This is a genomic window from Halomonas sp. A40-4, from assembly GCF_015767635.1.
In the GTDB taxonomy this organism is placed as follows: Bacteria; Pseudomonadota; Gammaproteobacteria; order Pseudomonadales; family Halomonadaceae; genus Vreelandella; species Vreelandella janggokensis.
Window position 1 is genome coordinate 4,093,648 of record NZ_CP065230.1, and the last position, 26,429, is coordinate 4,120,076.

General features: G+C 55.3%; 23 protein-coding genes. 7 read left to right on the top strand and 16 right to left on the bottom strand.

From position 1 onward, the window contains the following. Positions 1-4 precede the first annotated feature (4 nt). Positions 5-475, bottom strand: coding sequence for a tRNA (cytidine(34)-2'-O)-methyltransferase (locus tag IT895_RS19020; RefSeq protein ID WP_085920056.1), 471 nt, complete (start codon positions 473-475; stop codon positions 5-7). 95 nt (positions 476-570) lie between these two features. On the opposite strand from IT895_RS19020, the gene rep reads away from it, so the two are divergent. Then, complete coding sequence (gene rep / locus IT895_RS19025; protein WP_085920057.1) at positions 571-2,637, top strand: DNA helicase Rep; 2,067 nt, start codon at positions 571-573, stop codon at positions 2,635-2,637. A gap of 114 nt (positions 2,638-2,751) precedes the next feature. Here the strand turns inward: rep and IT895_RS19030 are convergent, their stop codons facing one another. Then, positions 2,752-3,198 (bottom strand): c-type cytochrome, encoded by a 447-nt coding sequence (locus IT895_RS19030; RefSeq protein WP_233337314.1) that lies wholly within the window; start codon positions 3,196-3,198, stop codon positions 2,752-2,754. 159 nt (positions 3,199-3,357) lie between these two features. Next, a complete protein-coding gene (locus IT895_RS19035; RefSeq protein ID WP_199284358.1) occupies positions 3,358-4,263 on the bottom strand; it encodes a GNAT family N-acetyltransferase in 906 nt (301 codons plus the stop codon). Positions 4,264-4,353: 90 nt separating this feature from the next. On the opposite strand from IT895_RS19035, the gene IT895_RS19040 reads away from it, so the two are divergent. The 3 genes from IT895_RS19040 (at position 4,354) to IT895_RS19050 (ending at position 7,116) form a co-directional block, all read left to right on the top strand. After that, the gene (locus IT895_RS19040; RefSeq protein ID WP_085920059.1) at positions 4,354-5,019 is read left to right on the top strand and encodes a response regulator; all 666 of its coding nucleotides are present in this window, start codon (positions 4,354-4,356) and stop codon (positions 5,017-5,019) included. After that, entirely contained in the window at positions 5,016-6,431 is a 1,416-nt protein-coding gene (locus tag IT895_RS19045; RefSeq protein ID WP_199284359.1) for an ATP-binding protein, read from the top strand. The genes IT895_RS19040 and IT895_RS19045 overlap by 4 nt, the downstream gene beginning before the upstream one ends. Before the next feature lie 85 nt (positions 6,432-6,516). Beyond that, positions 6,517-7,116: a CBS domain-containing protein gene (locus IT895_RS19050; RefSeq protein ID WP_085920060.1), complete on the top strand. Its 600-nt coding sequence runs from the start codon at positions 6,517-6,519 to the stop codon at positions 7,114-7,116. Between the two features lie 66 nt (positions 7,117-7,182). Here IT895_RS19050 and nhaD read toward each other — a convergent pair whose 3' ends face one another. Next, a complete protein-coding gene (gene nhaD / locus IT895_RS19055; protein WP_199284360.1) occupies positions 7,183-8,649 on the bottom strand; it encodes a sodium:proton antiporter NhaD in 1,467 nt (488 codons plus the stop codon). A gap of 533 nt (positions 8,650-9,182) precedes the next feature. Between nhaD and IT895_RS19060 the strand changes: the two genes are divergently transcribed. Both IT895_RS19060 and IT895_RS19065 read left to right on the top strand, forming a co-directional pair. Then, complete coding sequence (locus IT895_RS19060; RefSeq protein WP_085920062.1) at positions 9,183-10,574, top strand: sigma-54 dependent transcriptional regulator; 1,392 nt, start codon at positions 9,183-9,185, stop codon at positions 10,572-10,574. Positions 10,575-10,612: 38 nt separating this feature from the next. Continuing rightward, entirely contained in the window at positions 10,613-11,704 is a 1,092-nt protein-coding gene (locus IT895_RS19065) for a transporter (RefSeq protein WP_085920063.1), read from the top strand. A gap of 44 nt (positions 11,705-11,748) precedes the next feature. Here the strand turns inward: IT895_RS19065 and IT895_RS19070 are convergent, their stop codons facing one another. From IT895_RS19070 to IT895_RS19105, 8 genes are all read right to left on the bottom strand, one after another. Further along, positions 11,749-12,261: a hypothetical protein gene (locus tag IT895_RS19070; RefSeq protein WP_085920064.1), complete on the bottom strand. Its 513-nt coding sequence runs from the start codon at positions 12,259-12,261 to the stop codon at positions 11,749-11,751. Positions 12,262-12,462: 201 nt separating this feature from the next. Next, positions 12,463-13,167 (bottom strand): C39 family peptidase, encoded by a 705-nt coding sequence (locus tag IT895_RS19075; RefSeq protein ID WP_199284361.1) that lies wholly within the window; start codon positions 13,165-13,167, stop codon positions 12,463-12,465. A 46-nt stretch (positions 13,168-13,213) separates the two neighbouring features. After that, positions 13,214-13,642 (bottom strand): hypothetical protein, encoded by a 429-nt coding sequence (locus IT895_RS19080; RefSeq protein ID WP_085920066.1) that lies wholly within the window; start codon positions 13,640-13,642, stop codon positions 13,214-13,216. Positions 13,643-13,747: 105 nt separating this feature from the next. Next, positions 13,748-14,902, bottom strand: a complete 1,155-nt coding sequence (locus tag IT895_RS19540) for a hypothetical protein (protein ID WP_085920067.1) — start codon at positions 14,900-14,902, stop codon at positions 13,748-13,750. Between the two features lie 605 nt (positions 14,903-15,507). Then, complete coding sequence (gene glmS / locus IT895_RS19090; RefSeq protein ID WP_085919202.1) at positions 15,508-17,337, bottom strand: glutamine--fructose-6-phosphate transaminase (isomerizing); 1,830 nt, start codon at positions 17,335-17,337, stop codon at positions 15,508-15,510. A gap of 14 nt (positions 17,338-17,351) precedes the next feature. Then, entirely contained in the window at positions 17,352-18,719 is a 1,368-nt protein-coding gene (glmU, locus tag IT895_RS19095; protein ID WP_199284362.1) for a bifunctional UDP-N-acetylglucosamine diphosphorylase/glucosamine-1-phosphate N-acetyltransferase GlmU, read from the bottom strand. A 1-nt stretch (position 18,720) separates the two neighbouring features. Next, positions 18,721-19,839, bottom strand: a complete 1,119-nt coding sequence (locus IT895_RS19100; RefSeq protein ID WP_199284363.1) for an FAD:protein FMN transferase — start codon at positions 19,837-19,839, stop codon at positions 18,721-18,723. 15 nt (positions 19,840-19,854) lie between these two features. Next, entirely contained in the window at positions 19,855-20,655 is an 801-nt protein-coding gene (locus IT895_RS19105; protein ID WP_199284364.1) for an undecaprenyl-diphosphate phosphatase, read from the bottom strand. A gap of 175 nt (positions 20,656-20,830) precedes the next feature. On the opposite strand from IT895_RS19105, the gene IT895_RS19110 reads away from it, so the two are divergent. After that, positions 20,831-22,024 carry a cation diffusion facilitator family transporter gene (locus IT895_RS19110; protein ID WP_085919198.1) on the top strand — a complete coding sequence of 398 codons (1,194 nt, stop codon included), beginning with the start codon at positions 20,831-20,833 and terminating at the stop codon, positions 22,022-22,024. Positions 22,025-22,036: 12 nt separating this feature from the next. Here IT895_RS19110 and mgtE read toward each other — a convergent pair whose 3' ends face one another. The 4 genes from mgtE to atpG all read right to left on the bottom strand — a co-directional run bounded on the left by mgtE (position 22,037) and on the right by atpG (position 26,379). After that, the gene (gene mgtE, locus IT895_RS19115; RefSeq protein WP_085919197.1) at positions 22,037-23,419 is read right to left on the bottom strand and encodes a magnesium transporter; all 1,383 of its coding nucleotides are present in this window, start codon (positions 23,417-23,419) and stop codon (positions 22,037-22,039) included. Positions 23,420-23,586: 167 nt separating this feature from the next. After that, positions 23,587-24,015 carry a F0F1 ATP synthase subunit epsilon gene (locus tag IT895_RS19120; RefSeq protein ID WP_066315695.1) on the bottom strand — a complete coding sequence of 143 codons (429 nt, stop codon included), beginning with the start codon at positions 24,013-24,015 and terminating at the stop codon, positions 23,587-23,589. A gap of 24 nt (positions 24,016-24,039) precedes the next feature. Continuing rightward, positions 24,040-25,419, bottom strand: a complete 1,380-nt coding sequence (atpD, locus tag IT895_RS19125) for a F0F1 ATP synthase subunit beta (protein ID WP_066315690.1) — start codon at positions 25,417-25,419, stop codon at positions 24,040-24,042. Between the two features lie 72 nt (positions 25,420-25,491). Continuing rightward, on the bottom strand, positions 25,492-26,379 hold the full coding sequence (atpG, locus tag IT895_RS19130) for a F0F1 ATP synthase subunit gamma (protein WP_066315682.1): 888 nt from the start codon (positions 26,377-26,379) through the stop codon (positions 25,492-25,494). Positions 26,380-26,429: the final 50 nt, after the last annotated feature.

A 26,429-nucleotide genomic window follows, 5' to 3' on the forward strand; every position in this document is an offset into this window, starting at 1 on the left:
ACGGCTAAAGTGCGTGGGCGCCCGCATAGTCTTGCTGGCGCCACGCCTCATAGCTAACGATAGCGACCGCGTTGGAAAGATTGAGGCTACGGTTATTGGGCTGCATGGGGATGCGCAACGTTTGCTCGGCAGGCAAGGCAGCGTGAACCTCGGGCGAGAGCCCGGCGGTTTCCGAACCAAACAGCAGCACATCACCTGGCGCATAGGGCGCCGCGCTGTGGGCACGGGTGCCTTTCGTGGTGATTGCCCAGATGGTGCGTCCCTGCATGGCGCTTTGAAAGGCGCTAAAATCGGCATGGCGCGTCACATTGGCAAGATCACGGTAGTCCAGCCCGGCGCGGCGCAGCTTTTTCTCTTCCAGGTCGAAGCCCAGCGGCTCGATCAGATGTAATCGACAACCGTTGTTGGCCACCAGGCGCATGATATTGCCCGTATTGGGTGCCATCCGCGGTTCAAATAAAGCAACTTCAAACATTAACACCTGCCTATTGTTAGCCCATTATGCGTTTACCCAGCGCCGCTGATTATAATCGAAACCGCCCTGCAACACTTTAGAGGTTACCCGTCGCCATGACGCCCCAGCCGCCAAAGAGCATCCTTAGCCGCATTAACGGGCTCAATCCGCGCCAGCAGGAAGCCGTGCGCTATATTGATGGCCCCTGTTTGGTACTCGCAGGGGCAGGCTCCGGTAAAACCAGTGTGATTACCACCAAAATCGCTTACCTGGTGCAGGAATGCGGTATGAGCGCACGCAAGATCGCCGCGGTGACCTTTACCAACAAGGCCGCCCGGGAGATGAAAGAGCGCGTAGGGCAAATGCTGCACGGCAAGGAAGGCCACGGACTGACGGTTTCCACCTTCCACACCCTGGGGCTGAACATCATCCGCGGTGAGCTGAAAACCCTGGGGTACAAACCCGGCTTTTCGCTCTTCGATCCGGAGGATGCCAAAGCGCTGCTGCGCGACCTGATGAATAAAGACGCCCAGGTTGATGCCGAGCAAATCAACACGGTGCAGGGCAAAATCTCCCAGTGGAAAAACGACCTGATGCTGCCCAGCGACGCGCTGTCGTTTGCGGCGGACGACGACGAGCATTTTGCCGCACGGGTCTACGAAGCCTATGTTCGCCATCTGAAAGCCTATAACGCCGTGGATTTTGACGACCTGATTCTGCTGCCGGTGGTCCTGCTGCAACGCGACCCGGAAGCGCTGGCCCGCTGGCGGCGCAAGATCCACTACATGCTGGTGGATGAATATCAGGACACCAATGTTTCCCAGTACCTGCTGGTGAAGCTGCTGATGGCTGAACGGGCAACCTTTACCGTGGTGGGCGACGATGACCAGTCGATTTATGCCTGGCGTGGCGCCCGGCCGGAAAACCTGATTACCCTGGGCGAAGACTTCCCGCGCCTGAAGGTGATCAAGCTGGAGCAGAACTACCGCTCGACCGGCACGATCCTGCGCGCCGCCAACACGCTGATTGCCTATAACCCCCACGTCTACGAAAAAACCCTGTGGTCGGATATGGGCGACGGCGCCTCCATTCGAGTCATCGTCAATCGCCATGAGGAAGCCGAAGCGGAGCGAGTCGCCAGCGAAATGTTTACCCGGCGGATCAAGGAAAAAGCCGAATGGCGGGACTTTGCCGTGCTTTATCGGGGTAACTTCCAGGCACGGCTGCTGGAGTTAAAGCTGCAGCATTACCAAATCCCCTACAAGCTGTCCGGCGGCACGTCGTTTTTCTCGCGCAACGAGATCAAGGACACCATGGCCTATCTGCGGCTGCTGATTAATCCCGCCGACGACAACGCTTTTTTACGTATCGTGAACGTTCCGCGCCGGGAAGTAGGTCCCGGAACCGTCGAGAAACTTGCCAACTACGCCACCGAGCGCTCGATTTCGCTGTTTGCCGCTTGTCATGAGCTGGGCCTGGAGCAGGTGCTGCCTACCCGAGCCGTGGAGCGGCTATCGCGTTTCACCCACTTTATCGACGGTGTACGCAAACGCATGGACCAGGGCGATGCGATTGCCGCTATTCGCGACATGCTGAGGGACATGGATTACGAGGCCTGGCTGTACCAGAACGCCAGCGCACCGACCGTCGCCGAACGACGCATGGCCAACGTGTGGATTTTGATCGACCAGTTGGAAAAGTCGCTCAACCGCGATCCGGAAGATGATGCATCTGAAGCCACCGAAACCGATAGCGTGGAAGCGGCGATATCACGCCTGGTGCTGCGCGATATCCTCGAGCAACAGGCGGAAGAAGACGACTCCGACCGGGTGCAACTGCTCACCATGCACGCCTCCAAAGGGCTGGAGTTTCCCCACGTTTATTTGATGGGCCTGGAAGAGGATCTATTGCCCCACCGCAATGCCATTGAAACGGGCACGGTGGAAGAAGAGCGTCGCCTGGCCTACGTAGGCATTACCCGCGCACGACGCACGCTGACGTTGACGCTTGCCCGCCAGCGCAAAGCTTACGGCGAGTTGATGGACTGCCAACCTAGCCGCTTCCTGGACGAATTGCCTGCTGAAGACCTGGAATGGGAAGGCCGCGCGGATAAGGAAGACCCGGAGAAAAAGCAGGCCCGAGGGCAGGATGCCATTGCGGGGCTCCGTTCTTTACTTGGCTGAGGTGTGCTTTAAATCAGAAGTGCAAGCGAGATTCGGCGCTTATAAATTATCCACAGGCTGTCAGCCACAACCGCTTGTGGACAATTTAAAGAAGCACAAAGAGCAACACTCTGTTTATTCGGCCTCGGCGACCATATAGTCGACAACCGCCTGAATTTCTTCGTCGGACGCGCTACTGCCACCGCGCGCTGGCATGGCGCCTTTCCCCTCATACACGCTTTGATAGAGAGCCTCGGTACCTTGCTCAAGACGAGATGCCCACGCCTCGGCGTCCCCTAGCCCTGGCGCTCCCGCCGCGCCGCTATCGTGGCACGCCGCACAACCGATACTGCTATACAGCGAGGCGCCATCCGATCCACCACCACCGCTTTCAGCATTGGTTTCGGCTTCTGCTTGCGCCGCTTGGGTGCCACAGTCCTGGCCCTGTAAACAAACGCTACCTACTGGCGCCAGCCGCTCCGCAATCGCCTCCCGGGAGGCATCATCAGCGATTGCTCCCGACCCGCTCAGCATGGCAACCCCAAGTGCAACAAGACCTTTTGCTATCTGCTTAACGTTCACTCGCACCACCTCTTATTTATTATTGTCGGCGTCTGGGCGGCTGAAGATTAAAGGCTACCAATACGCCTACTTAATGAATATTAGCAGTATAGTGGTAATTCAAAGTGCCACAAAACCCACCACGCCTGCCGGGTCAACGCGGCAACGACGTCTTGACGGCTAGCCGCGCCAGGCCATGACATACTGTTGAGCATATTCGCTGAAGCCAGCGCGCCTGTAGAGGTTAAACGCTGGCAAGTTTTCATGATCCACCGATAGCAATAGCTCCAATGCGTTCGCCTGCTGGGCGAGGGCCAAGGCATGGTTGAGAATATGGCCGCCCAGTCCCCGACGCCGCCACTCAGGCACCAGTCCCATCAGCATCAGCTCCCAACGGTTAATCTCGCTCCGCGGTGCCAACACCAAGGCGCCGATGGGCGACGGCGATTCATCCACATACAGCGCATGCCAGTGAGCGGGGGCGTGGGGGTCTTGCCCGTAGAAACCAGCCAGTAAGTCGTTGACCGATAAGATGTCGCGTAATCCACGACAGTCCAGCGAGTCATGCCCAACCGCGGTCATCAACGCATGCTCCTGAGCCGTTGTCAGAAGGTCCCATGGTGCCCAATGCAGTTGGGTGAAGGGCTTTGCAGCAGGAAAGCGCTGGTCCACGCCTGCTTTTAAACAGCGCAGCGATACGAGCGGCTGCATGCCATGGGCGATCAATTGCGCTCGCTGCTGGGTCGCCTCTGGGTCTAGCTCAATGTGACAAAGCGTTAAGCGTTGCTGAATGACCCAATGTCGTGCCGTCTCGATCAACGCGCTTATGTGATCACCTTGCACATTGGGTAGCCAAAGCTGCGCCATATTCTGTGGCAGCCGCTGTACCCAAACAACACCGTTGATATGCCCTCTCTCCAGGCTTATCCATAAGCTCTGCCAAGCCGTTTCCGGCGCCTTCGTCATCGACTTTAGCGCCTCGGTCAATGCTTTCTGTCCTTTCGACGACTGCGACTTGGCCAGATGCAGGAGTGCCTCGTGGCGGTGTTCAGGCGAGCATAGGATAATCTTTGAGGTATGTGCCATAGACGCTACTATCGTTGTCATCCATTGTGTTTATCTGACTATCGTATTCATCTGAATAGGTAAACTCACCCAAGGACATCATCTCTCATCATGCGCATCCTACTGGTAGAGGACGACTCAAGTTTAGCGTCTGGTATACGCCTGGCGCTTAAGCCTGAAGGGTACACGGTTGACCATCTCAGCGATGGAGTGAGTGCCCGGTCAACGCTGCTGGAAGGGATGCCCTTCGATGCCGTGATACTTGACCTGGGGTTACCCCGCCTGGATGGCGTCGACGTGCTCAAAGCCGTCAGAAGCGAAGGTCATCAGGTACCGATCCTGGTGCTGACCGCCCGAGATGCGGTCGATGAGCGAATTGCCGGCTTGGATGCCGGCGCCGATGATTACTTGGTCAAACCGTTTGATGTCACCGAGCTTACCGCCCGGCTACGCGCTTTGTTAAGGCGTAGCCATGGGCAAGCCCGCTCGCTGCTGGAGTGTCAGGGGATACGCTTTGATCCGGTCACTCTCAAGGTAAGTTATCAAGGACAAGAAGTGTCACTTTCACGCCGCGAACTGACACTGTTGCAGGAATTCATGAGTCACCCTGGACGTGTGTTCACACGCGATACCTTAACCCAGTTGGTGTACGGATGGGATGAAGATGTCGAAAGTAATGCCATTGAAGTCCATATTCATCATTTGAGGCGCAAGTTTTTTCCCCATGTCATACGTACCGTGCGGGGCATTGGTTACGTGATGGATAACCCCGGATGAGATCGATTCAATACCGCACCCTCACCTTGGTACTTCTGGTCTTTGGCGTCAGCACGCTGGTGATTGGGGTGATCAGCTACCGCTATGCCGCGCATCAGATAAGCGAGCTTTCAGATGCTCGACTTGCACAGCATGCCCGGCTTCTCGAAGGCATGGCGCAAGCGTCTGGACTGAGTGAGGATCGCAAAGCGATGCTGAGCAATATTGAAAACGCGTTACAGCGCGCCGAATCGGCCGATTCACCCTACGGACATCGCTACTCAAGTCAGCTTACCTTCCAGCTGTGGGAAAACGATCAGCTATTGCTGCGCTCCTCAACAGCGCCCGCTATCCCCCCCCACCGACAGGACACGGGCTACTATGACCTTACTATTGACCAACAGGCATGGCGGATTTATGCCCTGAATCAGTCAGATACCAATCAACGAATTGTCGTCGCCGAACGCGAAAACAGCCGCGGTGAATTGAGTCGTTCGGTCGCCCTGCGCACCTTATTACCTGAGCTGATAGGCTTGCCCCTGGTCGCCTTGCTGTTGTGGTGGTGTATTGGCTGGGGGTTAGCGCCATTGTCGCGAATGGCCGAGCAGACAAGGACACGCGGCCCCCACAACCTTCAACCTCTGTCGCTGACGTCGCTGCCTCAAGAGTTAGCCCCGATCGCCAGCGCGTTAAATCAATTATTGGCGCGTATCCGTCAGATACGCACCCGCGAAGAGCGTTTTATCGCTGATGCTGCCCACGAATTACGCACGCCACTCGCCGTGCTGGACCTCCACGCGCAAAATGCGCTGAGCGCCCATAGCCATGAAGACCGTGAAGAGGCGCTTGATCACCTACGCGACGGTGTTACCCGCGCCACGCGAGTGGTCAGCCAGTTGCTTGCCCTGGCCCGTCTAGCACCGGAAACCGAAATACAACGTCACTACCGTCCAGCCAACTTGCTCATCGAAGCACGTGAAACCCTCGCCGAACTCTCGCCGCTAGCCGCCGAACGCCAACAGCAGGTGACCCTGCATGCCGATGAAACGCTGGACTGGCAGATGGAAGCGGAGCCCGGTGCCGTTGAAACCGTGTTGCAAAATATTGTGGGTAACGCTTTCCAGCACACACCGACTAAAGGCGTTATCGACATCGCCTTAACCGCCACCGCTCATCACGTCTCACTCTGCGTGGATGACCAGGGGCCAGGTATCCCGGATCAGGCATACTCAAAGGTGATAGAACGTTTCCAGCGTGCCGGACCAGGCGCCGGGGCAGGCTTGGGGCTATCCATTGTTGACCGTGTCGTCAAACGTCACAATGGTGATTTCACCATGACACAGGCGCCTCAGGGTGGACTGCGCGTTTGCATTACGCTGCAGCGTTATCCTTCCCGACACAGAATGACCTCAATCGACCCCAACGTTTCTTAAGGTTGCCATAAGAATATCGTGCAAATGTGACGTAACGGCAGGACATCTGTTGTTTGCCATTACGTCACTAAACGCAGGTACTCTAATGAACCAGATATTTTTTTCACCCAAGCCTTTAATCCAACTGGGGTCAACGCCAACGCTGGTTGTCCCTAAAAAGCCGTCGTTATCGCCACAAAGCCCAGCTATAAGCGTTCTGACCGATTTTAGCCAGGTACGTCCTCAATGGGTTGATGGCGATACCCCGGTTGATCAGGCCCACCAAAAAATGCGCGACGCGGGGGTGCGGTTGCTGTTTGTCATGGATAGCCATGAGCATTGTATCGGGGTGATCACGGCCAAAGAAATCATTGGCAAGCGGCGAATCAATATCGCCATGCAGCAACGCCAGCTAAGTCAAGAGGACATCACGGCCGAAATGATCATGACCCCCTGGCACAAATTAAGCGCTATGCCGCTTAGCCAACTTTCGTCGCTGAGCATCGAGGATTTGGTGATATCGATGGAAAGCTTTACGGATCAGCACTTGCTGATTATAGAAAATGATGATCGTCACGATCCCAGTATTCGCGGCATCATTTCAGCCGGCGACATTCAAGCGGCGATCGGCAAGACGATCAATGCCATCCCGAGGGCACAAAGCTTTGCGGATATCTGCCATGTCATAACGGGCCACGACATTTAAGCGACTCATGGCTTCAAATCTACCACCCGCGCGTGTCAACGTGCGGGCGGTTGTATTGAAACGGGGCTAAAACAGCCCGGCATTTAACCAAAGGTGGGTAAGAATGCTGGCGATATAGCCCAGCATGATGGCTGGCGCCCAGCGCAGATGACGGGCAAAGGTATAAATTCCCCTGGCCTGGCCCATCAGGGCAACCCCTGCCGCAGAGCCCATGGATAGCAGACTGCCACCAACACCTGCCGTCAGCGTGATCAGTAGCCAGTTGCCCAGCGACATGTCCGGTTCCATCGAAAGCACCGCGAACATCACTGGGATGTTATCCACCACCGCTGAAATCAGGCCAAGCACCACGTTGGCCCACACCGGATTCCAACTACCGTAAAGGGTCTCCGACAGAAGGCCGAGATAACCGATAAAGCCCAGACCGCCCACACACATCACCACGCCGTAGAAGAAAAGCAGCGTGTCCCACTCGGAGCGGGCTATCCGACTGAAGATGTCAAAGGGGACAACGCTGCCCAGTTGCTCGAGTTTTTTCCAATCGCCGCGGCGGGAATAGCGCTCACGCTTGCGCTCCAGTGAGCGCGGCAAACTGCGGCGCAGGTAGTAACCAAAGAACTGCAGCAGACCAAGACCAAACATCATGCCCATGGCAGGCGGCAAATGCAGCACAGAGTGGCAGAGAACCGAAATCGCCACGGTGATCAGGAACAGCACGACAATGCGCCGTGCACCTCGCTTCAGCCACACATTTTCAGACAACGCTGCGGGTTTTCTGTTGCGAATAAAGCAACTCATGATTACCGCTGGCACCATGAAATTGACGATTGACGGCACCAGCAACTGGAAGAAATCACCGAAGGCAACCTGACCGGCCTGCCAGACCATCAGCGTCGTGATATCGCCGAAGGGGCTGAAGGCGCCACCCGCATTAGCGGCGACCACTACGTTAATGCAGCAAAGGCTGATAAAACGATCATCGCCCTCGGCCACTTTCAGCACCACGGCACACATCAGCATCGCCGTGGTCATGTTGTTGGCGATCGCCGATATACCAAATGCCAGAATGCCGGTAATCCAGAACAGGGTGCGGTAGCTAAACCCCTTTCGCACCAGCCATGCGCGCAGAGCGTCAAACACCCGCCGCTCTTCCATGGCGTTTATATAGGTCATGGCCACCAGCAAGAACAAGAGTAGCTCGGTATACTCCAACAGCGTTTCACGAAACGCCGTTTCCGCCTCTTGGGGCAACCCCGCCTGAACGTAGACCCAGGCCACCAATGCCCAGATCAGACCAGCAGCCACCAATACCGGCTTTGATTTGCGCATGTGCAAAAGTTCTTCGGCCATGACTAACGCATAGGCGAGCACGAATATGGCAACAGATAAGACACCGGCGATAGAGCGGGTTAGATCGAGGGAGCCGGCAGCGGCATAAGACAAGGAAGGAACAGCAAGACAGCATAACGCAAGCAGCAGCCACATCACGCGACGGCAATAATGCCCAGCGACGCGGAAATCAGGTGGTTTCATGGCGAAGAAGTCCCAGCGGTCGAACGAAGGAAAGAAAAACCGCCATAATGATAAGCCGACTAACGGAGTAGAGCAATGCAACATTGCAGTCACCGAAGAGAGATAGGCAGAATAAAGTTGACTCGCTTACGCCATTGACATAGGTAAAGTATTTCAGTGCAGGTACCATTTTATTAGTTAACCTGACGGCTCATTTACTCTTCTGGCATAGTCAAATTTTCTCTAACGCTTTGTTAAAAAATATATTTAATGTAAGCACTGGCAAAACTCATACTTTTTAATACCCGCTTTAACGCTAAGTCACCGGACTTTACATTCCCCCATGATCGACCAACACTAATCACATTCCTGTCGGCATAGTGCTGCATGCTAGAAAACCTACCCCTTCATTTTCAGCCTGAGACTGGAAAAGGGTGCTTTCTATAGGGGCTTGATAACTCATGATGCGCGGCTGAAACGCCGTTTCAAGAACTTGCCTTACGTAGGGCCTGATCACTATTAGCAGTGGTTGCCAGCAACCATGAGGTAACGTCATGATCGAGCCAGCCAGGCAACTCATAACAGCAGGAAACAAGACGTTTCTTCATAACACCGTAAAACAGCTCTTAGGGTATGGCTGGTCAATTAACCATGCTATCAACGCTCATCAAGCAATGGAATTGCTCGACAAAGCACCTTGTCGAGTTGGATTGCTCACTATCGATCCTTCAACATCCATCCTTCCTTTGGAAATCGATAGTCACTCTCGGCTGTCAGATATCTCTTGGGTAGCCATCATCGAACGTAATGGGTTAAGTCAGGAGAAGACGCGCGAGCGGATTTTTAATACTTGTTACGCCTATCAAGTCCCTCCCATCGATGTAAGAAAACTCGATACCTTGATGGAGAATGCGCTGGCAATGGCCAACCTCAAAGGCGCTCACCGGATCCCGACTCTTTCCTGTTTGGACGACGAATATCATATCGTTGGCGATAGCCCGACCATGCAACGGCTCTATCGAACGATCGCCAAAGTGGCCTGTGCCAGTGCACCTGTACTGATCACCGGAGAGTCGGGCACGGGAAAGGAACTCACAGCTCATGCTATTCATAATCATTCACCCAGACGCCATGGCCCGTTTAACGTCGTCAATTGTGGCGCTCTACCCCCCGGGCTTATCCAGTCCGAACTCTTCGGTCACGAGAAAGGCGCCTTCACCGGGGCTAATCAGCGCAAGGTCGGCATCATAGAGCATTCGCAGGGAGGTACCCTGTTTCTCGACGAGATCGGAGACCTGCCGCTGGATTTACAAGTCAATCTGCTTCGCTTTCTGGAAGACCTCAAAGTGCTGCGCGTCGGTGGGCTTAAGGAGATTCCTGTCGATGTCAGGGTATTGGCCGCCACCCACGTCAACCTTGATGAAGCCGTCAGCAGGGGCGATTTTCGTGAAGATCTCTACCATCGGCTCAATGTGCTTCAAGTCAGGGTACCGGCACTGAGAGAGCACCTTGAAGACATTGAAGCCCTGGCCCACTTTTTTTTCCAGAAATTCTCAACCGAAAAACCAACCCGTGTCTGTGGATTCAGCCACGCATGTATCACTGTCATGCGTCAGCACCGCTGGCCGGGCAACATCCGCGAACTGGTCAACCGGGTTAGACGCTCAATGGTCATGTGCGAACAGAGGCTCATTACACCCGCCGATATGGGGCTGGAAAGGCGACATGGACTTTCCCGGGGTATTGATACCCTTCAGCAGGTTCGCGACGCAGCAGAGTTCGAGGCCATCAGGTCTGCCCTGGCACGCAACAAACACAATGTGCTGCGTGCGTCGCTCGAACTGGGTGTCTCACGCGTCACCTTATACCGATTAATCGAAAAGCACGGTATCGCAAAGAACGGCTGCCCCCATGAACGGCAAACGATCCATGTCTCTCCCCGTTAGGACGAGGCACTACGCAAAAAGAAAAAAGGAAAGACACCATGACTCCACGTGGCACTAAACTCCTCTATACCGCCGGCTTGGCATCTTTTATCAGTTGCACACCGGTGCTGGCTCAACAGACAACCGAGGACTCGCAGGTCCAGCCCGTTGGACAGGGCCCCGACCAGCAGGAGACCCAGCCAGACGTCCAGGCAATGGCGGAATATGGAGGCGTCTTGACCCCCAAGGGCAGGCTGGTTCTGGAGCCCGAATTCCAGTACTCCCACGAGAGCATTAACCGAACGACCTTCGAGGGTATCGAAGTATTGAGCACCCTGCTGATCGGGGTGTTTACCGCACAGGATGTCGACCGTGATAGCTATACGGCCTCACTGACGGGACGGCTGGGTTTTACCGACCGCCTGGAACTCGAGATGAAAGTGCCTTATGTCTATCGGGATGAGTCGAACCGTGTCACGGTCTCAGAAGTTAATCCCGATTTTACGTTGAACCGTGAATTATCCAATAATGCGCTAGGCGATATCGAATTTGCCGCCCACTACCAGCTAAACCGTGGCCTGAATGGTATGCCCTACTTCATCGGTAACCTGCGCTACAAGAGCACCACCGGTGAAGGCCCCTTCGATATTCGTCGTAACAGCGCCGGCACTCCATTGGAGTTAACCACCGGCACCGGCTTTCATTCCTTCGAGCCCAGCCTCACCATGCTCGTCCCCTCGGCGCCCGCTGTCTATTTCGCTAACCTTGGCTATGTCTTCAACCTTGAAGATGATGTCAATCAGCAAGTTACTCAAGATGATGACGACCTGATCATAGGCGAGGTAGATCCCGGAGATACCATTCGATTGAGTTTCGGCATGGCCTACTCAATCAATCCGAAAACGTCCTTTACGCTGGGCTACAAAAACGACTTCATCGGCGAAACGACAACAAAGTTTGTCAATAACAGTACCGGCAACACGGTTAAGGTCAGCTCAAATACCCTGAACGTTGGCTCCCTGCTGCTCGGGTGGTCTTACCAGCTGAACCCGGATGTCTCGCTCAACCTGGGCCTGGAATTGGGCATCACCGATGATGCACCGGATACTACCCTGACACTTCGCATGCCTATCGGTATGGGTATTTTTTAGCTGAAAGAACAAACTCGACAGCTGCTTCATCGGCAGCTGTCGTATCAGCGCAGGATACCTGCAAAGGAATCAACAATCGCGGCCCGTTGCCTGGCTGCCTTCAATGCCCCAATATTGTTGAGCTGAACATCAACATCGATACGCTGCTGTATATTGCGTCCAGAAGCATTGCTCACTACGCCACTGACAATGGCGTCACGAGTGATATTTTGCAAAGCTGCCGTAAAGCCCTTGGCGTCGCTCAAGGTAACGCCAGAAAAACCTGCCAGACCTGATAGATCTAGGCCTCGGGGCGTCATATCAGTGACGAGCACTCCCGTACCAGGCCCCACCTGACTGACTGAACCAGAAGGGGCGCGAAATGTCTGGGACACAACGTCGACGCCCGCCCTGGTAAAGTTGACAACCGACACCAGTTCAACTTTGTTATCGATCAGGGTCTGTAGCCTGGCTCCGAAGTCCACATCGAGCCCACCAAGACTGAATCCCGCTCGCAATTGATCGAGCTCTGTTTCAGCAATAACAACGCCTCGACGAAATTCATCATTTACAGCCAATGAGGATATAACCTCAGTGTAAAGACTCACGCCTGAAGAAGGTTCCCAATGGCTATTTAATGGTTCTGACGCTACATTGCTTGCCTGTGGGGAAGCTGCCCCAGTGCCGGTCGCGGCTATCATCAGCGCTGCACCAATCCACCGAACTCCCGTTCGCCTACACATGGTGCTTGATCGAGATGGCATTTTCGTATCTCCTCATCACCGACCCATCTCATTTCTGGCGGGAAGGGTCAGCAGACTGGCACCTAGGCTTGAACGGCTCACTCCTACCGATAGAGGTGAAGCGGGGCGCACGGCCCAATCCTGCTCGTTATTGAAGTTTTTCCGGGCAACCTCGATTTCCTCGCGCACGCCCAGAACCGTTCCGTCCCACAGTGATTCAAAGTGATCTTTGGGCACCACTTGGGTACCTGCCGCGGGATCTCCAATCAGAATATTATTGGCATCCACACCCTTCACAACGACAAAGTGCTTGTAACCCGCTGTGTTCACCATCGTAATGGCGGGCACACCAATGCGAATAAAGTCATCCAGGCTGATTCTGAACCCATCGGAGTTGAGCCCCTGAGCATCCAGATATCGCTTCATATCCAACATGGAAAAGCCATGTCGCTGGATCTGCTCGGCATCCCCGGCACGAATCATGCTTTCAAACACGTCTGCCTCGGTGGTCTCTCGCTGATAATGGAACGTCAGCAAGGTCGCAACAGATGCAGAACCACAGCTGAAATCATATTGCTGGCGAACCACTCTGTCCCAACCCTTTTCCTGCAGACTCTGAGCCTCGACCTGAAAACTACCGAAACGATTGAATATGGCGACCTGTCCGGCATAGGCAACCATCACGTTGCCAACAAGAAAGAGTGACACCATGCAAGAGCAAAGTTGTCGACTTAGTTTCATGGCGCATCACTCCCTGGGGAATCGTGTATCCAACCCCGATCACGGCTCAGTTGGCGATAAAGACACTGATACCCACGGCATTGTTGATGGAATTCCCATTCCCCGTCACGGCACTGAAAATGCCTGTGCCGCTATAGTTCCCCAAGGCATCAGAAGCAAAGCTGATATTGCCTGAGACCATATTTCCGCCAATATTGAAGGAGGTATCTGTCACCGACGCTTGCATGTTCTGGATGCTTTTTACTGTATTGAAATTGACGATCGCCTCACCTTCCCTGGCCCTTGCCCTATCCATTTCCTCGATATTCATCCGTTGCATCGCTGCAAAACCATTGCTGCTAAGCGCATGACTATCGTCGGCCTGACTCTTTGTCATTCCCAGGACGATCATTGAAGAGACGAGCGTAATGACCGTCAGCACACGCTGGGGACCAAGTAACTCGGATTGAATTGAACTGACTGAAGACACCTTCATGGCACTGGCTCCCGGCACCCTATCCATACGGACAGTTCATCAGGGGAGCCGATGGATTTGCGCCCACCAGCTCCCGGTTCATTAAAGCGCCATTAGCGCTCTAAATCAGTTGCCGATACTCACATTGCTGTGAGCCGCGACGTTGGTACCCGATACCTGAGCGTTGTACAGGCCGGTGGTCACGTTCATGTTGTTGATGCCGCCGAACACCCCAGCCGCCACGGAAACGCTGGCTGCACCCGTTGCCAATCTTGCAGCACCGCCATTGCCGCCGTTGCCACCATTGCCACCGTTGCCGGCTACCGCAGTGGCGTCACCGCCCACTCCCTGTCCGCTACCACCGTTGCCACCGCTGCCTGAACCGCCGTTACCGCCGCTGGCTGTCGCTAGGCCTCCATCACCGCCATCACCGCCGGCGCCAGAAGCCGAACCGGTGCCGGAGCCAGTGCCAGAACCGTTACCTGCGGTTCCACCCGCCACGGCAGAGCTAGCGGTAGCGTCACCGTTGGTGCTATCACCATTAGTGGCCGTATTGGTGTTGTCGTCATCAACATCATCGGCTGCGATAGATGCATAGCCTTCGGCTGTGCCTCCCTGGGCATCGGTATTGCCATTGGCAGCATCCGCATCGCCTCCTTCGCCAGAGCCGTCACCGTATCCTTCGGCATAGCCTTCACCGTAGCCACCTTCATAGCCATCACCGCCATCAGCAGTCGCATTACCACCATAGCCACCCTGTCCCTGGCCACCGCCACCGCCGGTGCCTTCGCCGTAGCTATCGGCATAAGCGTCACCGCCAGCACCGCCAGCAGCTCCAGTGGCTCCGCCGCCGCCATAGACGTTGACACTAGCGCCACTGACAGTGGCGCTCATATCTTGCATCGAGATAACGTTGGTCGAGGTGTTGTAGGATTCGCTCATTGCCCAAGCATCCCCTCCACGGCCCGTTGTCCCCCCGGTGCCGCCCATCCCTGTTCCACTTGCAGCGCCACCGGTACCGTTACCACTGGTGAGGTTATTGTCATCCGAACTTTCATCAAAGTCGCCGTCGACATTGGCATAGACACTACCGCCGGTGCCCTGACCAGACCCACTAGCGCCATTCGCGCTTCCACTGCTGCCGCCAGTCGCGGTGGCCTGAGAATCCACCGTCTGATCTACCTCTTCAGCTAATCCTGCGCTAGGGTTGGCATTCGCCGTAGAGATGGCCATCACAATGGCCAGTAGAGGTGTACCGGCTACTACGAGATACTTTTTCATGTTCGTGTCTCCATTTGAATTGTCTGCTGCAGCCTGCGAACTTTTGCCATCATCCCTAATGTTCAATTCTGGACCCTTGAAGAATGCATCTCGCTCGCAGCCACCAACCCAGGAGCATGATCCATGCCAGTTAAAACCCAATTGGATGTAATCAACTGTAAGAAAAGAAAATTTATAAACGCCGGACACTTTGATTCTATTCAGACATTGCCCTTGGGTTTGTCACTTTATGATTAGTGTTTCACCCGCGGAACAGTTGAACGATAAAAGTCTTAAATTTAAGCGTATTCTTTTTAAAAACAGTTGTTTTCTAACATTCCATAAAGTGCAACGAGAACGTTACACCAAGGAATGGGAAAAAACTGATGCGATCATTGATCAAATGCCAATGCGATACCACTGGCACTGAAGCTTTTATCGAACCGGAAGAGATGCTCTGAGAATCATGTCGCATTGTGTCCATCGACTGGGCATGAGCACTGTCTTGAAACATCCGTCAGATATATATAAGCCACTGGAAAACTTGGCTGAATTTTTAAAGGAAGGGAAATAACATTGGTGAAAAAGGGGCAGCAACTGTCTTGTTGTTACCCCTTTGTCAGGCACTACTCTACCGTGACACTTTTCGCCAGATTACGCGGCTGATCCACGTCAGTACCTTTAAGTACCGCGACATGATAGCTCAACAGTTGCAACGGCAAGGTGTACAGCAACGGGGTCAGTGCTTCGTGGATATGAGGCAAGCGTAATACCCGAATATCATCACGTTCTTCGATTCCGACCTGCTCATCGGCAAACACAAACAGTTCTCCTCCGCGCGCGCGCACCTCTTGTAGATTCGACTTGAGTTTTTCAAGCAACTCGTCGTTAGGGGCCACCGAAATCACCGGCATATCAGCATCCACCAGTGCCAGCGGTCCATGCTTCAGCTCACCGGCCGGGTAGGCTTCCGCATGGATATAGGAAATTTCCTTAAGCTTGAGTGCACCTTCCAGCGCCACCGGAAAATGCGCGCCGCGTCCCAGAAATAACGCATGATGCTTTTCAGCAAACGCCTCCGACAGCAATTCGATTGCCGGATCTAACGCCAGAACTTGCTGGCAAAGTGCGGGTAAGGCTTTTAATGCCGAGACAATATCGGCGTGATGATCATCGCGGCCATGTACCCTGCTGATTGACAATGTCAGCAACATCAAACCGACAAGCTGGGTAGTAAACGCTTTGGTTGATGCGACACCGATTTCAGGCCCAGCCCGGGTCATCAGGGTCACATCCGATTCGCGCACCAATGAGCTACCCGGCACGTTGCAAATGGCCAGGGTACCCACGTAATCAAGTTGTTTTGCATAGCGCAGCGCCGCCAGGGTATCGGCGGTTTCACCGGACTGGGAAAGCGTGACAAACAGTGTGCCCTCGGGCACCACGGGATAGCGGTATCGATACTCGGATGCCACTTCCACCTGTACGGGGATACCGGCATAACGCTCTAACCAATAGCGTGCCACCAGACCAGCATGATAACTGGTGCCACAGGCAATAATATGGATTTGCCGAGTGGCTTGAAAAATAGCCGGAGCATCGGGGCCAAAGCTTTCAACCAATACGTGATCTTCGCTTAAACGCCCTTCAAGCGCGGCCCGAATCACCTCGGGCTGCTCAAAGATTTCTTTGAGCATGAAATGACGGTAGTTACCTTTACTTGCCGCACCATCACCATGCTCAAATGTTTGAACCGGTCGTTCAACCGCTTTTCCGTGGCGGTCAACGATACGAATAGCGCCCTGCTCACGCAGCTCTACCAGATCACCTTCCTCCAAATAAATGAATCGGTCGGTAACCTGCAACAGCGCCAGCGGATCGGAGGCCAAAAATGCCTCGTCAATACCGACGCCAACCACCAGAGGGCTTCCCTGCCGTGCGCCGACGACAACACCTGGCGCGTTAGCACTCATCACGCCCAGCGCATAAGCGCCGCCCAAGCCGTTGACGATCTGCTGGGTGGCATCAAATAAACTAAGGCCGCTATCCAGCTTCTCGGCGAGTAAGTGAGCAATAACCTCGGTATCGGTTTCAGACGTAAAACGGTAGCCGCTGGTTTGAAGCCGATCTTTAATAGCTTCGTAATTTTCGATAATGCCATTGTGTACAACGGCAACCTGGTCACCGCTTTGATGAGGGTGTGCGTTGGCCTCAGAGGGTTTTCCGTGAGTGGCCCAACGCGTATGAGCAATCCCTGATTTCCCGGGTAAAGCCGCTTCATCCAGCTTGCTTGAAAGCGCGGCTACCTTGCCTATCGCCCGGTGGCGGGTCAGCGAACAACCATCGTAAACCGTCATGCCGGCCGAGTCGTAACCACGGTATTCAAGACGTCTTAACCCTTCCAACAAGATATCCTGGACGTTGCGCTGGGCAACGGCGCCGACGATGCCACACATAGGCCTTCCCCTTTTCAGTCGTGATGCTTGAGTGGACGCTGCCAGTCACTTTTCTCGAGTTGACGCCCCCGCGATACGGCCAGCGCATTATCGCTGACGTCCTTGGCAATAGTCGAGCCAGCCCCCACCGTGGCGCCTTCCCCAATACTCACCGGTGCCACCAGAGCCGTGTTGGAACCAATAAAGGCATAATTGCCAATGTCGGTAAGGTGTTTGTTAGCTCCATCGTAATTACAGGTAATCGTGCCCGCGCCGACATTGACACCACGCCCCAGACGCGCATCTCCCACGTAGCTCAAGTGATTAATTTTACTACCTTCACCGACATCGGCATTTTTTGTCTCGACAAAATTACCGACTTTCGCCTTGACCGCTAACCGGGTACCCCCACGCAATCGGGCAAAGGGCCCAATCTGATTAAGTCCAGCGGCCACCGTGTGGTCGATGACACTATGCGAATCCACGCGGCTCTCGACTCCGATCGTACTATTTTTAATCACGCAGTAGGGCCCAATACGCACACCCTCACCTAATTCGACCTCGCCTTCAAACACACAGCCCACGTCGATAAACACATCATGGCCACAGGTGAGGCTGCCGCGCACATCAAGTCGTGCCGGGTCAGCCAACGCTACCCCCTGTTCCATGAGTTTCTCGGCGACTTGGGCCTGGTAGGCACGTTCCAGGCGCGCCATCTGGGCGCGGTTGTTGACGCCTTCGACCTCTGTGGCGGTGGAAGGTTGGGCGGTGCAAACCGTGATGCCGTCGCTTTTAGCCATGGCAATCACATCGGTCAGGTAATACTCGCCCTGAGCATTATCTGCCGAGAGTCGAGGCATCCAGCGTTTCAATTGCGCACTGGTCATCGCCATCATGCCCGTGTTGCACTCGGTAATGGCGAGTTGCTCCGGGCTGGCGTCTTTCTGCTCGACGATCGCTACGGCCTCGCCTTCTGAATTGCGCACAATACGCCCATAGCCAGCGGGGTCTTCTAACATGACGGTTAAAAGCCCCATATGCTGATCATCCACCTGGGCCAGTAACGCCGCCAGCGAATCACGGTGGATCAATGGGACATCACCGTACAGCACCAGTACTTTACCGCTGCCCAACTGCGGTAGCGCTTGGGCGACCGCATGCCCAGTGCCTTTTTGCTCGGCCTGAACAGCAAACGTCACGGGATAATCAACCAGTGCTTCGCGCAGTTGGTCGGCACCATGGCCAATCACGACATGAATGCGCGATGGACATAGGCCGGCGGCCGTATCCAGCACATGCTGAACCATCGGCTTACCCGCCAGCGTATGCAACACTTTGGGGATCTGAGAACGCATTCGCGTGCCTTTACCGGCCGCGAGAATGACAATATCGAGTTCTTGCATGTTAATTACCTGTCGCGGTTTTACGGTCGTCCGCGCGGGCAGACGCAACCTCTATCTCTAACGATTCAACGAGCTCATCCCCGAAGTGCTGGGCAAAGGCGGGGCTGGCCAGGCTTCGCCATTGGCCTCCCTCGCGTACCAGCATCAGTACATTCAGGTCATGGTCGCGGGCCATCGACATGCCTTCTTCATCCCCTGCCACCATCAGCGCAGTGGCCCAACCATCGGCCCAGGCGTTGGAGGGATGAAAGACCGACACCGAGGCCAGGTCGTGGGTGATCGGCTGACCAGTGCGCGGGTCAATCGTGTGCGAATAGCGCTGGCCGTCAGCCTCAAAGTAATTCCGATAGTCGCCTGATGTCGCCACCGAGATCGAATCAAGCGGCAGTACATGCTGGGCGCGCTGTTGTCCGTTCTCTGGCACTTCAATGCCGACGCGCCACGCGGTCTGTTCATCTACATCTCGAACGCCGCGGGTAATCAAATCCCCACCCAGATTGACCAAATAATTCTCGACCCCTTGCTGATCCAGATAGGCGGCGACGCGGTCGGTGGCGTGACCTTTGGCAATGGCCGACAGATCAACGAACACGTCACGGATACGCCGCGCCTCAAGCGCCTGCGTATCCAGTTCAATGGCGTCGAAGCCTACCCGCGCCAATCGATCACTAAGCTCTTGAGCTGATGGTACTTCTTCAGGTCGAGCCTCAGGGCCAAAACTCCACAGATTGACCAGGTCTCCGATGGTAATATCGAAAGCGCCATCGCTTGATTCGGCAATTGACTGGCTTATCGCCAATACGTCGATGAGTCCGTCTGACAACGGCTGCCACTCGCCTAGTGGCGATCGATTGAAGGCCATCAGCTCGGCGTCGTCGCGGTAGGTCGACATCGATTGATCGACGCTTTCCAGTTCCTGCTCGATACCCGCTTCAATCGCGTTGACTTGTCCCTGGGTGAGCGAATCGGCCATCGTCACTTGATAGAAAGTACCGAATATATTGCCTTCCAGTTTAACTGGCGATTCCAGCGGCCGATCGGTTTCCGAGCAGCCTATCAACGCTATCGTTAGCAGCACGACCACGCCGCAATAGCACCACAAATGACGACCCTGTCGCATCGTTGTTACTCCGCCCTAACCATGAAAAAACCATAGCAGCCAAGCGCCAAAAAGAACGCGATATAACACAAAAGGCTGCATCCCCAACCGTTTGATCAGCGCCAGGAAAAAATGAATACACGCATAGGCGCTCAAACCGGAAAGTAGCGTTCCCACAAGCATTGCGGGTCCGTCGACCGGGTTGGGTTGGCCAATAAGCTCTATCGCTTCTAACCCGCCCGCTAGCACAATGACCGGAATGGAAAGTAAAAAGGAAAAGCGTGCCGCACCTTCGCGGCTCATTCCCAGCATCAGCGCGGCGGTCATGGTAACGCCTGAGCGCGACGTGCCGGGAATTAGCGCCAGCGCCTGAGCCCCGCCAATCCATAGTGTATCTGTCAACGTTAGCTGATATTCGCTACGCACCCCACGTTTTTGCCAATCGGCATAGCCCAGCCAGAGGCCAAAAACGATCAAGCTGACGCCGATAATCAGTGGCGAACGCATATACTCCGACACCACATCCCGCATTAAAAAACCCACGGTGCATACCGGTAGCGTAGCGATAATCACCCAACCGGCCAGACGTGCATCGCGATCGACACGTTGGCCTTTCAACGCGGAAACGCAGCTCGTCATCATCTGCCACAGCTCAGCACGAAAATAGACCACGACTGCTAACAGACTGCCCAAGTGCAGCGCCACATCGAAAGCCAAGCCCTGATCTTGCCACTCGGTGAGCACAGGCACCAAAATCAAATGAGCAGAACTGGACACCGGCAAAAACTCGGACACTCCCTGCACCAGGGCTAATACCACCACCTGAAGCCAATCCATTGCTTATCCTCATCTGCTCTCGGTTGAGGGGGACATATTGGCGCTTAAGGATACACATCCTGGCCAAACTTGTCCGCCATTAGCATTCTTCAACCGCTTGGGACTATAGAGCACGCAGGTGAGTGCGCTACAATAAGGCACCTATTCGCCAAGGGGCGTCCCTGCAAGGTACCTCATGACTCAGCGCGTCGACTCATCGGTTATTCAAGATTCTCAGTTACAAAGCCGCGAAGCAAAGCGTGTCACCTATATTGGTGCCTGGCTGGATGGGCTTCTGAGCATCATTAAAGTCGCCGTCGGGTTGATGGTCGGTTCCGCCGCGTTGATTGCTGACGGCATTCATTCATTATCTGATTTAGTCACTGACGGTTTTGTCCTGGCAGCGATTCATTACGGTCGCCAGGAGCCCGATAAAGACCACCATTATGGCCATGGCCGGATCGAAACCCTTACCACGCTGCTGCTGGGAAGTGTGCTGATTTTCGTTGCGGGGGGTATTGCCTGGTCAAGTCTGGATCGTTTGTTCAGCGGCGCCGATATTAACGCGCCAGGCGTGTTCGCCATTGTGGTGACGGTTATTGCGTTGCTCAGTAAAGAGTGGATCTACCGCTACACCATGCAAATCGCCAAACGGGTCGGTTCCAAACTGCTGGAAGCCAACGCCTGGCACTCGCGTAGCGATGCCCTCTCCACTGCAGTGGTATTGGTTGCCCTGCTCGGCGCCCAGTTTGGCCTGGGTTGGCTGGACGCCGTGGCCGCCATTATCGTTGGCTTGCTGGTCGGTAAAGTCGGCTGGGACTTGCTATGGGAGTCGGCTCGCGAGCTGGTCGATACCGCCCTACCCGAAGACGCCCAACAGCAGATGCATGACGTAGCCTGCGGAGTGCCTGGCGTGGACAGTGTCCATGACCTGCGTACCCGCCAATCCGCTGGCTGGGTAATGGTCGATTTGCACATTGTGGTCGGCCCCAAGATCACCGTCTCGGAAGCCCATGAAATCGGCAATGAGGTCAGTCGTCGTCTGCGCCATCAGTTTCCTGCATTAACCGACGTCATATTTCATATCGACCCGGAAGACGACGCTGGAGAAGGCGACCCAAGCCGCCTTCCAGGCCTGCCCTTGCGCCCCGAAGTAGAGGCAGCCCTGGATGCGCGGTGGTACAAGCACCCGGTATGGCGGACGCTCAATGAGCTACAGCTTCACTACCTTAACGATAAAATCTCAGTGTCGCTGATTATCAGCGACGCCGTTCACCAACCGCCCCAATGCCTTGCCAGCCAGTTGAAAGCACTGGCCAGCGATATCGAATGGCTGGGTAATGTTGAAGTGTTGTTCATCACCCGCGCGGCTAGCTACAGCATGCGCTAGCCATACCGCCTTTTAGAGCGGGGTGAGAACAGCGGTTGCAATACTGAAGTAAATCAACACCCCGGAGGCATCAATCAGCGTTGTCACCAGCGGCGCCGATGCCGTCGCAGGGTCCACCTTGAAGCGTTCCAGCACGAACGGCAGGCACATGCCGATGAGGCTGCCGAACATGACGATGGTCACCATGCTGAGTGCGACGATGATCGCCACCGCCTCACCACCACGAATCACCCCGATAGGTGCTACCGCAATCGCCATGGTGACTCCCAGCGAACCGGCCACCAACAGCTCACGGCCAAGCATTTTTCCCCAGTCTTTGACGCTGACATCACCGGTGGCCATCCCGCGCACCATCAAGGTGGCGGCCTGAGCCCCTGCGTTACCACCGCTGCCGATCAGCAGCGGCAAAAAGAATACCAGGGCAACCTGCGCCGCAATGGTGTCTTCAAAATAGGCAATGCCCGCGCCGGAGAACAGATTGGCGAACACCAGCAACACCAGCCAGAACACCCGCTTGCGATATAGCGTCCAAAGCGGTACCCGGCTAACGCCGTCCTCCAACTGACCGATCGACATCCCCTTGTGGATATCTTCTGTGGCTTCCGACTCGGCCACGTCCATGGCGTCATCATGGGTGACGATCCCCACCATCCGACCATCAGCATCGATCACCGGCAGGGCCAGCAGATCATAGCGCGCCACGATCTTGGCGACGTCTTCCTGCCCTTTATCCACAGGAGTACTGATCACATCCTTGATCATGATGTTGTCGACCAGCGCGCCCGGGCGGGCAACCATCAATTGGCGCAACGACATGGTGCCTATCAACTGACCTTCGCTGTCCAGCACATAGAGCTGATAGACCGTTTCAGCGTCAGGCGCGGTCTGGCGTACCCGCATCATCGCCTGAGAGACGGTCATGCCACTGGCAATCGCAACGTAATCCGAGGTCATGATCGCCCCGGCAGTGCCCTCCTCGTAGCTGGCCAATCGCTTGAGGTCTTCACGCTCCCTGTGGGCCATGCGACGCAACAAGGCTTCACGGCGGTCTTCATCGAGCAGGTTGAACAAATCGGCCCGCTCATCGGAGCCCATTTCTTCCAACAGCTTGAGTGCATAGGCATCCGAGAGACTGCCGATGACCTCTAGCTGGCTTTCGCCGGGTAAATAACCCAAGACATTGGCGGCGCGTTCGGTGGACAAAACATCGAGTAACGCCAACGCCTCGTCCAAGGCGTCGTCCTCCTCGATCAGATCTTCGAGGATTTCGCCAATATCCGCCGACCGGATCTCACTCAGACGTTCAGCAAACAGTGCCGTGTTCGGTGCGTCCTTTTCAAGCTCGTCAAGCAGCTCAATTTTTATGGCTTGCAGCGTTTCATCGTTCAATGACACGACATTCTCCTTATACGCTTGCGAAGGCTACGCGGCGGATATTCATCATTCCTGCATTATGGCTGCCATTCCGTTTCTGTTTTATATACTACCAGACAAAAAAAACGCCCCTTGAACCCTAATGACGGGTTCAAGGGGCGTTGTATTTCACGCCAAGCGTGACGGTTTTAGCCTTTACCCGCTTTTTTGCGCAGTTGCTGGATCGTTCGCAACTGGGCAACGGCTTCGGCAAGCTCCGCAGCAGCCCGCGTATAGTCGAGCTCGGACGTCTTGTCGTTAAAGGCTTTCAGCGCTTGCTGACGCGCTTCTTCGGCAGCCGCCTCATTGAGGTCGCTGGCACGCGATGCAGCATCGGCCAACACGGTCACGATATCTGGCTGGACTTCCATGAAGCCGCCAGTCACGAAGAAATGTTCTTCTTCGCCACCATCGTGAATCACCCGTACCGGCCCTGGCTTGAGTTCCGTCAGCAACGGCGCGTGACCGGGTAGAATACCCAGATCGCCCGTGCTGCCAGAGGCAACCACCATCTCGACCGTTCCCGAGTAGATGGACGCTTCAGCGCTGACGATATTGCAAGTGAAGCTATTCGCCATAGCGAATCCCCCTAATGGACGGGATTACTTCTTCATCTGGTTGGCTTTCTCGACTGCTTCGTCGATGGAGCCGACCATGTAGAAGGCCTGTTCCGGCAGGTCATCGTACTCGCCTTCGAGGATGCCCTGGAAGCCACGGATGGTGTCTTTCAGCGACACGTATTTGCCCGGTGCACCGGTGAATACCTCGGCCACGAAGAACGGCTGCGACAGGAAGCGCTGGATTTTACGCGCGCGGGCGACGGCCAGCTTGTCTTCGTCAGACAGCTCATCCATGCCCAGGATCGCGATGATATCCTTGAGTTCCTTGTAACGCTGCAGAACACCCTGAACGCCGCGTGCGGTGTCGTAATGTTCTTGACCAACCACCAACGGATCCAACTGACGCGACGTGGAATCGAGCGGATCGATGGCCGGATAGATACCCAACTCGGCAATCGAACGCGCCAATACCACGGTAGCGTCCAGATGCGAGAAGGTGGTGGCCGGCGACGGATCGGTCAAGTCATCCGCCGGTACATAAACGGCCTGTACGGAGGTGATCGAGCCTGTCTTCGTCGAGGTGATACGTTCCTGCAGAACGCCCATCTCTTCGGCCAGCGTCGGCTGATAACCCACCGCTGACGGCATACGACCCAGCAGGGCCGATACTTCGGTACCCGCCAGGGTATAGCGGTAGATGTTATCGACGAACAGCAGAACGTCGCGACCTTCGTCACGGAATTTTTCCGCAATGGTCAGGCCGGTCAACGCCACGCGCAGACGGTTGCCCGGCGGCTCGTTCATCTGACCGTAGACCAGCGATACCTTGTCGATAACGTTGGATTCGGTCATTTCGTGATAGAAGTCGTTACCCTCACGCGTACGCTCACCGACACCCGCGAATACCGAGTAGCCGCTGTGTTCGGTGGCGATGTTGCGGATAAGCTCCATCATGTTGACGGTTTTACCGACACCGGCACCGCCGAACAGGCCGACCTTACCACCCTTGGCAAACGGGCAGACCAGGTCGATAACCTTGATCCCGGTTTCCAGCAGCTCTTCAGACGCTGCCTGGTCGGCATAGCCAGGTGCCTTGCGGTGAATCGGCATGCGCTCGTCTTCGCCGATTTCACCTGCTTCATCAATCGGCTCGCCGAGCACGTTCATGATACGGCCCAGCGTGGCTTTACCCACGGGGACCGAAATCGCAGCACCTGTGTCGGCCACGTCCATGCCACGCTTCAAGCCCTCAGTGGAGCCCATGGCGATGGTGCGCACCACGCCGTCGCCCAGCTGCTGCTGGACTTCGAGGATGGTCTCTACATCAGAGACCTTCAGCGCGTCGTAGACCTTGGGCACAGAGTCCCGCGGAAACTCTACGTCAATCACCGCGCCGATGATTTGTACGATACGTCCGCTCATCTTGGTTCCTCTCAAAAACCTGCAAATGAAACCTGTCTGCCGGGAGCCGCTAAAGCGTCGGCTCCCTAGGCGTTATACGGCGGCAGCGCCGCCGACGATCTCGGAAATTTCCTGGGTAATGGCGGCCTGGCGGGCCTTGTTATAAACCATTTCCAGATCGTCAATCAGATTGCCCGCGTTATCGGTTGCACTCTTCATGGCGATCATCCGGGCGGCTTGCTCGCACGCCACGTTTTCCACAACCGCCTGATACACCTGCGATTCAATGAAACGAACCAGCAGGCTATCCAATAACGCCTTGGCATCCGGCTCATACAGGTAGTCCCAGCTTCCGGGACGGGCGTTTTCGTCGTCTTGCTCTGCGTCTTCACCAATATCGGTCGACAGCGGAAGAAGCTGACGTACCACCGGCTGTTGCGTCATGGTGTTGATAAACTCGTTATGCACCACGTACAAGCGGTCGATATTGCCTTCATCGTACGCTTCGAGCATGACCTTGATACTGCCAATCAGACCTTCGACCGATGGCGCTTCGCCTAGCCCGCTCTTGGCGGCAACCAGGTTGCCCCCATAGTTGCGAAAAAAGCCACTGGCCTTCGCGCCAAGCGCGCAGAAGTCCAGTCCAGCGCCTTCCTGATGCCAGGCCTTGGCATCCTTCACCACGGCCTTGAACAGGTTATGGTTCAGGCCGCCGCACAAACCACGGTCGGTGGAGACCACAATATAACCAACGCGCTTCACCTCTTTACGCTCGACCATATAGTCGTGCTTGTACTCGGGGTTGGCGTCGGCAAGGTGGCTGACCACGTTGCGAATCTGCCTGGCGTAAGGCTGACTAGCCTTCATCCGCTCTTGCGCTTTACGCATTTTCGACGCAGCGACCATTTCCATGGCGCTGGTGATTTTCTGCGTATTTTTAATGCTCCCGATCTGGGTGCGTATCTCTTTTGCAGCTGCCATAGCGATCTACCCTTCGTTCGTGGCTCTCAGAAAGCATGCAAACCCGCCCA

Coding starts and splice junctions, on each gene's coding strand:
- IT895_RS19020 (WP_085920056.1), bottom strand. CDS start 475: ATGTTTGAAGTTGCTTTATTTGAACCGCGGATGGCACCCAATACGGGC.
- rep (WP_085920057.1), top strand. CDS start 571: ATGACGCCCCAGCCGCCAAAGAGCATCCTTAGCCGCATTAACGGGCTC.
- IT895_RS19035 (WP_199284358.1), bottom strand. CDS start 4,263: ATGGCACATACCTCAAAGATTATCCTATGCTCGCCTGAACACCGCCAC.
- IT895_RS19040 (WP_085920059.1), top strand. CDS start 4,354: ATGCGCATCCTACTGGTAGAGGACGACTCAAGTTTAGCGTCTGGTATA.
- IT895_RS19045 (WP_199284359.1), top strand. CDS start 5,016: ATGAGATCGATTCAATACCGCACCCTCACCTTGGTACTTCTGGTCTTT.
- IT895_RS19050 (WP_085920060.1), top strand. CDS start 6,517: ATGAACCAGATATTTTTTTCACCCAAGCCTTTAATCCAACTGGGGTCA.
- nhaD (WP_199284360.1), bottom strand. CDS start 8,649: ATGAAACCACCTGATTTCCGCGTCGCTGGGCATTATTGCCGTCGCGTG.
- IT895_RS19060 (WP_085920062.1), top strand. CDS start 9,183: ATGATCGAGCCAGCCAGGCAACTCATAACAGCAGGAAACAAGACGTTT.
- IT895_RS19065 (WP_085920063.1), top strand. CDS start 10,613: ATGACTCCACGTGGCACTAAACTCCTCTATACCGCCGGCTTGGCATCT.
- IT895_RS19075 (WP_199284361.1), bottom strand. CDS start 13,167: ATGAAACTAAGTCGACAACTTTGCTCTTGCATGGTGTCACTCTTTCTT.
- IT895_RS19080 (WP_085920066.1), bottom strand. CDS start 13,642: ATGAAGGTGTCTTCAGTCAGTTCAATTCAATCCGAGTTACTTGGTCCC.
- IT895_RS19540 (WP_085920067.1), bottom strand. CDS start 14,902: ATGAAAAAGTATCTCGTAGTAGCCGGTACACCTCTACTGGCCATTGTG.
- glmS (WP_085919202.1), bottom strand. CDS start 17,337: ATGTGTGGCATCGTCGGCGCCGTTGCCCAGCGCAACGTCCAGGATATC.
- glmU (WP_199284362.1), bottom strand. CDS start 18,719: ATGCAAGAACTCGATATTGTCATTCTCGCGGCCGGTAAAGGCACGCGA.
- IT895_RS19100 (WP_199284363.1), bottom strand. CDS start 19,839: ATGCGACAGGGTCGTCATTTGTGGTGCTATTGCGGCGTGGTCGTGCTG.
- IT895_RS19105 (WP_199284364.1), bottom strand. CDS start 20,655: ATGGATTGGCTTCAGGTGGTGGTATTAGCCCTGGTGCAGGGAGTGTCC.
- IT895_RS19110 (WP_085919198.1), top strand. CDS start 20,831: ATGACTCAGCGCGTCGACTCATCGGTTATTCAAGATTCTCAGTTACAA.
- IT895_RS19120 (WP_066315695.1), bottom strand. CDS start 24,015: ATGGCGAATAGCTTCACTTGCAATATCGTCAGCGCTGAAGCGTCCATC.
- atpD (WP_066315690.1), bottom strand. CDS start 25,419: ATGAGCGGACGTATCGTACAAATCATCGGCGCGGTGATTGACGTAGAG.
- atpG (WP_066315682.1), bottom strand. CDS start 26,379: ATGGCAGCTGCAAAAGAGATACGCACCCAGATCGGGAGCATTAAAAAT.